The 3,846-nt window shown below is 52.9% G+C and carries 7 protein-coding genes; all 7 read right to left on the bottom strand.

Annotation, left to right across the window (positions count from 1 at the left end; genetic code table 11):
- Positions 1-22 precede the first annotated feature (22 nt).
- The 7 genes from HPY52_17045 to HPY52_17015 all read right to left on the bottom strand — a co-directional run bounded on the left by HPY52_17045 (position 23) and on the right by HPY52_17015 (position 3,813).
- Positions 23-280, bottom strand: a complete 258-nt coding sequence (locus HPY52_17045; protein NPV81941.1) for a hypothetical protein — start codon at positions 278-280, stop codon at positions 23-25.
- A 48-nt stretch (positions 281-328) separates the two neighbouring features.
- Positions 329-892, bottom strand: coding sequence for a hypothetical protein (locus HPY52_17040; GenBank protein ID NPV81940.1), 564 nt, complete (start codon positions 890-892; stop codon positions 329-331).
- Positions 893-1,072: 180 nt separating this feature from the next.
- Entirely contained in the window at positions 1,073-1,273 is a 201-nt protein-coding gene (locus HPY52_17035) for a hypothetical protein (GenBank protein NPV81939.1), read from the bottom strand.
- A 166-nt stretch (positions 1,274-1,439) separates the two neighbouring features.
- Positions 1,440-1,880 carry a JAB domain-containing protein gene (locus HPY52_17030; GenBank protein NPV81938.1) on the bottom strand — a complete coding sequence of 147 codons (441 nt, stop codon included), beginning with the start codon at positions 1,878-1,880 and terminating at the stop codon, positions 1,440-1,442.
- 130 nt (positions 1,881-2,010) lie between these two features.
- The gene (locus tag HPY52_17025) at positions 2,011-2,337 is read right to left on the bottom strand and encodes a hypothetical protein (GenBank protein ID NPV81937.1); all 327 of its coding nucleotides are present in this window, start codon (positions 2,335-2,337) and stop codon (positions 2,011-2,013) included.
- A 144-nt stretch (positions 2,338-2,481) separates the two neighbouring features.
- Positions 2,482-2,937 carry a hypothetical protein gene (locus HPY52_17020; GenBank protein NPV81936.1) on the bottom strand — a complete coding sequence of 152 codons (456 nt, stop codon included), beginning with the start codon at positions 2,935-2,937 and terminating at the stop codon, positions 2,482-2,484.
- Between the two features lie 231 nt (positions 2,938-3,168).
- Entirely contained in the window at positions 3,169-3,813 is a 645-nt protein-coding gene (locus tag HPY52_17015) for a hypothetical protein (protein ID NPV81935.1), read from the bottom strand.
- Positions 3,814-3,846 lie beyond the last annotated feature (33 nt).

Genomic DNA, 3,846 nt, shown 5'->3' with positions numbered 1-3,846 from the left:
CTCGTAGATTCATACGCGCAACTTACAACTTACAGGGCAAGACGCGTTGTTTCCCTTTGGCCCCATGGACGATGAACTCAGATAGCCATGGATAGCTATGGCCTTCGGGGCTCTTGTAACGATGATTCACTACCTTGAATGGGTACCCTCCAGCAGCAGCCTCTAAAGCTTCCACCACTGCACACAGTGCTCCCTGCTGATGGATGATGTTTGAGTTGGGAGCGAAGCCAAGACGGTGGACGTAACGGAGGGCCTCATCGAAGTTATGAACGGTCTTCACTCGTTTCACCTCCTTTCAAGGCAGCGTGGGAGGCCGGCGGGTTCAAGGTCACCCGGCTGCGGCCTTTCTCTGGCAGGCCATGCAGAGCGGCCTCCCGTATTTGTTCGTAGAGAACCTGTAGACTGCTCGGGTGACCTCAGTACCGCATTCATGGCACAGAGGGAAATCTGATTTGCTCCTTCTATTTGTCCTGGAACCCCCGCGGGAGGGCCCCGCGCTATTGTTTTTCTCCGTGAGGGGAGCCTTATCATCTACCCCTTCGATCTCACCCATCTCCTCAAAAGAGACCATGTCCACCCCGGTAAAGTCCCTGAGGGCCCTTGCCTTGGCCCTTGTAGCGGCCATCCTCAGGATATGTGGGGCTATGTTCCCATTTACGTTATTAGGTGAAGCGTCACCAACTTCGCGATAGATGGAATTATCCTCACCTTCAAGGGTTGCCGAACACACAGCGTAGTTTCCATTCTCTGGGGAGGGAATCTGGACTATCTCTACTTCAAGCCTCTTGAGTCCCTTCCCCCTCGCAAGCTCAAGCAAACCACCATAGAGGATGAAATCTTTGCCTTGAAGCCTTTTCACAAACTTCTTCCTGAAATCCTCAGTAAGCTCCATAGCTCTCCCCTCCAGTCTTGAACTGTAAGCTGATGGGACGGCTCTTCATGGCCGTCCCCCGAACAGATATTCCCCCCGAGAAAACAAAGGCCCACCCGCAATAGCGATGGGTGGGTGTATCCCCGGGGCCCTAATGAATGCTTGCCACCAGTCTCTGATACATAGCGACTGAGGAATTGACTAGCGCATACTGGTGTCGTCCCTTGCAAGGTCCGCGGGTAGTTTGATTCGTTCCACCAGGGCAGCGTTGCCGAAGGCGATAGTCTCCCTGCATTTCAGGCACCGGAATATCTGGCAGTGGTCATCTATCACCTCCTCGAATAATCCATTGCCACAGGATTTACACATGATGACCGCTCCATGAAATCTAATCTTAATCATGATCTTAGCCTCCTCTTACTCTCTTGGACTTCGCATTCCGCTCCACAAGGAGAGGAAATGCCCGCCATTCGGTGCGGGCATCTCTTACCTCCCAGATATGCTTGAAGGTTATATGGTAGGGGGTAGCCTATATATGCACAGCAAATTGGTGGGATTATACCTATGGTTACCCAGCCAATCTTGACCGTTCAGGGTAGATATGCCAGGCCTGTCTCCCGCATGCTGGCATAGCGATCCTCGGCAAGTATGATAGGTCTACGACCGGTATGTCCAGCAGGTTCCCCGCCTGGACCATACGTCTTGTGATCTCTATGTCCTCCCTGCTCGGCGTGGGATCACCGCTCGGGTGGTTATGGACGAGTATGACCTCAAACGCATTGGCCAGTATCGCAGGCTTGAATACCTCTCGCGGGTGCACCAAGCTTGAGTTCAAGGTCCCGATACTCGCTATGTTTGCGCCTACGAGCTGGTTCCTGGTGTTGAGAAGAAGAACAGAGAAGATCTCCCGGTCTGTGCCGCTGTAATACAGCCGCGCGACATCTGCTGCTATTGACGCGTTGTTGATGCTTACCCCTGTACTAACATATGGAATGGTCCTTGACTTCACGAGCCGGACGGAATACAGTGAGAATCCTTTCTTCAAGATATTCAGTCTCCTCTCCAATCAGAATTAAATGGAGTGGCCCCAATTGGAACCACTCCACTGCACATACTCTTTGCGCCTTTGTATGTATGTGCTACCGCATCCTCCCGGTGACGCGAAGCCCCACTCTCAGGCCTGCGGTAAAGAGCTCGTCTATCGCCCCGAGTAGCCCTCCGCCTGCGATCTTGAGGCAATCAACTGCGGTCCTCCCGACGGAGTCTGCCGCCGCCTTTATCTGGGCCTTTGCCTCCTCCGGGGTTACCGGCTGAGGAGCCGCTGGCCTTGCTTCTTCCCTTGCCTCAAGCGCAGCATTTACCGCAGTAGCGACGATCTCAGCCAGCTCTTTCTGGGTGAGCATTATGACCTCAGCATCACCCCTGCCACTTACCTGGTTCTGATCTTGACGATTCAGATTGTTCATGTCTTCTACCATCCTTTCTAGATTTTAGTTATTGATTTTCATTACCTGACCCCTATGTCACATTTCATCCCTCCCCGCCCCTGGATAAATGACTGAGCCCGCACCATAGATGCGGGTTCTAAAGAGATCTCATCATGTTACCGATCATTTGCCGTTTAGCACTTCTTGAAAGCGCCTGCTCCTGGTGCCTAAGCAGCTCGGAGGGATCCCGCACCAGGTCTTGGGATCGATATGAGACCTTCGCTTGGAGCAATTCTTGCAGGGATCCAAAAGCAGGTCGAAGTAGTCTTCTTTTTCTCTTTCGGGGATGATGCGGTTAAGCTCAGGCGATATGCCGATCTCCAAGCCGAACACGAGTTCGCGGAATACCTCGCAGTCAGCCTTGCAGCAGCTCTCCCTTGCACGCTCGCAATACCTGCAGTATATGACCTGGGCTGAAGGCAAAACCTCCGTCCCGTTCTGGTCCACTAAACTCATACGGCCCCATGTCTTCTGCATCTCGGCATGGAGCCGCTTAAACCTCTGCTCACATTCGATTTCTGTACTTGAAATGGGATGGATATGGGCATGGGATACCTCTGCCATAGCGCAAATGGTCATTGTCTTATCTCCTTTCGATTTTGAATTTCATTTGAGACCTTCCTTTGGTCATTGAGGGACATGCTTGGATGCCGGCGCTGAAGGATACTCTACGCGGCCGCCTTACGGGCCTTAGCGAGTGGGGGAGCCTGCTATGTGAGGGCGTCCTCTGCAGGACTTACGGGATAGCAAACGCGGGCGAGGAGAAAAGCTGGGCCGGAGGCCTGAGTGCTTCCGGTACGTGGAATCACCTTAGATGATGGCCAGCCTCTGGGCGAGTTTCAGCACGAGGGCTTCGAGCCTCTTTCTTGGCAGCTCTTCTATTTCGACTATATCAAGGTATCTCATCTCCCCCTGCCTTTGCGGTGGTAGGAGGGAAGCCCTCTTTCCTTGTTTGAGGATTCTGAACCCATACAATGTCAGGATCCCGTTGAGGCGTATGTTGATAAATGCCTTGAGAGGACTCTCATACTTTGCCTTGAGAATCTGAAGCCCGGTCACTTTGAGGCCGGGTGCAATCTCATAACCGCCACATTCATCCAGGTGATACCAGCCGCCTTTGAGGGGCGGTAGCGACCTTCCCGTTGGGGCCGCGGCGTCGCGTTTATCCCCTTTCTCGATACTGAGCGCCTGTGTCATCATGGCCTGCTTTCCCTCCTTCATCCTTGCCTTTGCCTCTAAAACCTGAAATAGCTCATCTCCCTGCAGCAGGGTAAACTCAGCCATGTTTGCTACCACCTCAACTCCGTCTTCCCTTATAGCCTTTATCCTTCCATCACGTACGGCCTCGACAACGTAAAGGGCTCCATCCTTCAAGACAACGTCGCCTCTGGTGATCTCATAGTCCTCTTGTCTTGCTTCGTCAATATGCATGGCCTGCCATATCTCGGCTGGCATAATCTATTCTCCTTTCGTGGTGGTATCAGTGTT

The sequence above is a fragment of the Bacillota bacterium genome (assembly GCA_013178415.1).
Classification (GTDB): Bacteria; Bacillota; SHA-98; order Ch115; family Ch115; genus Ch115.
Note: the sequence above shows the minus strand (reverse complement) of the source record. Positions and strands in the feature narration are given on the sequence as shown.

What these genes read in the sequence shown, in the direction of transcription:
- HPY52_17040 (NPV81940.1), bottom strand. Translation starts at nt 892, where the DNA reads ATGGAGCTTACTGAGGATTTCAGGAAGAAGTTTGTGAAAAGGCTTCAA.
- HPY52_17035 (NPV81939.1), bottom strand. Translation starts at nt 1,273, where the DNA reads ATGATTAAGATTAGATTTCATGGAGCGGTCATCATGTGTAAATCCTGT.
- HPY52_17025 (NPV81937.1), bottom strand. Translation starts at nt 2,337, where the DNA reads ATGAACAATCTGAATCGTCAAGATCAGAACCAGGTAAGTGGCAGGGGT.
- HPY52_17020 (NPV81936.1), bottom strand. Translation starts at nt 2,937, where the DNA reads ATGACCATTTGCGCTATGGCAGAGGTATCCCATGCCCATATCCATCCC.
- HPY52_17015 (NPV81935.1), bottom strand. Translation starts at nt 3,813, where the DNA reads ATGCCAGCCGAGATATGGCAGGCCATGCATATTGACGAAGCAAGACAA.